The sequence below is a fragment of the Frankia sp. CoBUL1 genome (assembly GCF_978021245.1).
The window spans coordinates 1-2,835 of the sequence record NZ_CDXDOS010000350.1 but is presented as its reverse complement, the minus strand read 5'-3'; the positions used below and the strand labels follow the sequence as shown (position 1 = coordinate 2,835).

The window sequence follows — 2,835 nt, the reverse complement described above, 5'->3', positions numbered from 1 at the left end:
GGTAGTTGGCTGCTTGACGCTGCCTCCGGCCCTGGCCAGCGGTCCCAGCTGGTCCAGCGCGCGCAGCGTCGCGTCGGCGTCGGTGATGGTGAGCAGCCCGAACAGGGCGCGACGGACACCACGAGCGCGCAGCCTCTCGAGCGTGGCCTCGTCGGGATCCATGAGCGGAACGGTCACCGGTGGCGTCGCCACCCCGGCCCGGTCCGCCTCCTCGGCCAGCTCGTCCAGGCCTTGGATCAGCTGGTCGACCGGAAGGGGTGGAGTGAGCCAGCCGTCGCGCCCGGCGATGATCCGGCGGAAGGTCGTCGGGCCCCATCCCCCGATCCAGACCGGCGGATACGGTCGCTGCACAGGCTTGGGCCACTGGAAGACCGGATCGAAATCGACGAAGCGACCGTGGAACTCCGCCTCCTCGGTGGTCCAAAGCGCCTTCACCGCGGCCAGCCGCTCCCGCATCAGCGCCATTCGAGTCGCCGGGTCGGTGCCGTGGTTGCGCATCTCCTCACGCAGCCAGCCGGCGCCGACGCCGAGTTCGAAACGGCCCTCGCTGACCAGGTCCAGGCTGGCCGCTTCCTTCGCCAACAGGAGCGGGTCCCGCTGGACCACGAGCGCGACCGCGGTGCCCACGCGCAACCGGGTGGTCGCGGTCGCCACGGCCGTCAGACTGACGAAAGGATCAAGATTTCGGTAGTAGTCGCGGGGAATCTCACCAAGCTCGGGGTGCGGTGTCTCCCGTCGGGCGGGGATGTGGGTGTGCTCGGTGACGAACAGTGATTCGAAGCCGCGCTCCTCGATCACCCGGGCGAGCTGAGCAGGCCTGATCTGTTCGTCAGTGACCGCGGTGAAGATCCCGATATCCATGCGTCGCACCGTAGTGTCTGCCATCAGTGTCAGGGTCAAGAGCGAGGGCTGGAGGCTGGTCCTGATGTTGATCGGCGAGCTGTCGACACAAACCGGCGCCAGCGTGCGGTCCTTGCGCCATTACGAGAAGAACGGACTGCTCGTGGCGGAGCGCGGCGCCAACGGCTACCGCCATTTCCCGGAGTCCGCGGTGGAGACGGTGGCCCGGATCCAGGTGCTGCTCGGCGCCGGACTGTCGGTGGCGACGATCTGCCAGGTGCTGCCCTGCACCATCGACGCGACGCCGCGGATCGTGCCGTGTGCCCAGCTGTCGGCGACACTGCGCCGCGAGCTGGACCGGCTGGAGCTACAGGCCGCGTACCTCGATCGCGCACGTTTCCTGATCTCGACGATGCTCGCGGCCTGAGCGCCACAGGAAGTAGCCGGGCCTCCGGGGCGCAGAACCCGTCAGCCGCCGATACTAGTGGACCTAACGCACCACGATAAGAACCGGTCAATCTTGGTTGCTGGCCCTGAAATCACCGTCCGGCCGGTCGCCACACGTGCCCCGAACAGGGACGATGCTCGGTGACCACGCCGACCGGAACATCGCCTACCGGGTAGAACACGCGTTCCGAACACCTAGCGGTTCCGGGCACTTCCGGGCTTCCTGGTGACCGTGCGCGTTGGGCACCGTGGTCGCGTCCACCCTCCTCTTCCGCCTCTGAATGTGCCCGTGCTCGGGTCGCGGTCGCGCCGAGGAGGGGTGATGGTCAGAACGTCCGCACCCGGGGGCGATGTACCCGCGGTCAGTGCGGCTGATCGAGCTGACTGGCGACGAGCGGGAACTCTGCCTTCAGGAGCGTTGCCAGTTGCTCCTGAAGCTCGCGCAGCGCGGTCGTGGCGATGCGCCACACGATTGACCAGTCAACCTCGAAGTACGCGTGAACAGCGATGTTGCGGAAGCCCGTGACGGACCGCCACGGCACATCCGGCCAGCGGTCGCGGATCTCGGGCGAGACTCGACCGGCTGCCTCGCCGATCACCAGGAGCTTCTGCAGAACGGCGCTCTGGATCAGGTCGCTCGCCAGGAAGGCGGCCTCGTCGGCGTCCTGGACGAACGTCGTCGCGGCAGCCGCCGCTTCGATCATGTCGACGAGGTAGAGCTCGTCACGCCGCATAGAGGACCCGAGCCTCCGCGAGTACCCGGTCGCGGATGACCCACTTCAGCCGGGACTTGGGTACCAGGTCGACGTGCCGACCGACGATCTTTTCGAGCTCGTCCCGAAGATCGACGATCTCGAAGCCAAGCTTCGAGTCGGGCGCCAGCACATACAGCAGGTCGACGTCCGAGGAGTCGGTGTCGTCGCCACGAGCCACCGAGCCGAAGACGGAGAGCTCGGCGACCCCGTAGCGTCGGCACACCTCGGCGATCCGGCTGTCACGAAGGTCGACGGTCACATCGCCATTATCGCCTCCAGGCAGCCACGACCGCACGGCTCGGACACCGCCTCCAACGAGGTGACCTGGCCCCGTCCGAGGAACAAGAAGGCCGGGGCGACCAGCGGTGCGCCCAAGAGATCACCTTCCGGACGGGTCACGCGGCACACGTCCGGGGCTACGAATTCTTGTTCGGGGAGGTAGCGCGTTAGCCAACTGGCGGCATCTCATGCCAGGGTGACCATTCGGACCAGGCTTCCCAGTTGGGACGGTCATCGTCGGCGAGCCAGTTCCATGCGTGGGGCTTTGCGACCGGCCCCGCTCGGGGCGGCCGCGGCGGATCAGCGAGCTGGAGCGCGCCGAGCTCGTCGCGCTGGTCTGCCAGCTCCCGGCCGAGACCGGGGTACCGCTGGTCCGCTGGAGCTGCCCCGAGCTGGCCCGAGCTGGCCGCCGAGCTGACCCGTCGCGGCCTAATGAGAGCTACCGGGTCGCCGTAGGGCAGGCTCGGTGCCGGTAGCCGCCGGCAGGTGAGCACTCTCGCGGCCTGGACTGAGG

5 protein-coding genes are annotated in these 2,835 nt (G+C 68.0%); 2 read left to right on the top strand and 3 right to left on the bottom strand.

Features of this window, described 5'->3' with window-relative positions; genetic code table 11:
- A partial coding sequence (locus AC08OX_RS16750) for an LLM class F420-dependent oxidoreductase (protein WP_476608675.1) occupies nucleotides 1–861 on the bottom strand: 861 nt, incomplete at its 3' end.
- Between the two features lie 64 nt (nucleotides 862–925).
- Here AC08OX_RS16750 and AC08OX_RS16745 point away from each other — a divergent pair.
- Nucleotides 926–1,267 carry a MerR family transcriptional regulator gene (locus AC08OX_RS16745; RefSeq protein WP_476608674.1) on the top strand — a complete coding sequence of 114 codons (342 nt, stop codon included), beginning with the start codon at nucleotides 926–928 and terminating at the stop codon, nucleotides 1,265–1,267.
- Nucleotides 1,268–1,649: 382 nt separating this feature from the next.
- Here the strand turns inward: AC08OX_RS16745 and AC08OX_RS16740 are convergent, their stop codons facing one another.
- Together AC08OX_RS16740 and AC08OX_RS16735 are read right to left on the bottom strand one after the other, a co-directional pair.
- A complete protein-coding gene (locus AC08OX_RS16740; RefSeq protein ID WP_476608673.1) occupies nucleotides 1,650–2,021 on the bottom strand; it encodes a HepT-like ribonuclease domain-containing protein in 372 nt (123 codons plus the stop codon).
- The gene (locus AC08OX_RS16735) at nucleotides 2,011–2,301 is read right to left on the bottom strand and encodes a nucleotidyltransferase family protein (RefSeq protein ID WP_035912985.1); all 291 of its coding nucleotides are present in this window, start codon (nucleotides 2,299–2,301) and stop codon (nucleotides 2,011–2,013) included. Before AC08OX_RS16735 ends, AC08OX_RS16740 begins: the two co-directional genes overlap by 11 nt.
- Nucleotides 2,302–2,578: 277 nt before the next feature.
- Between AC08OX_RS16735 and AC08OX_RS16730 the strand changes: the two genes are divergently transcribed.
- The gene (locus AC08OX_RS16730; RefSeq protein ID WP_476608672.1) at nucleotides 2,579–2,797 is read left to right on the top strand and encodes a helix-turn-helix domain-containing protein; all 219 of its coding nucleotides are present in this window, start codon (nucleotides 2,579–2,581) and stop codon (nucleotides 2,795–2,797) included.
- The last annotated feature ends 38 nt before the right edge of the window (nucleotides 2,798–2,835 follow it).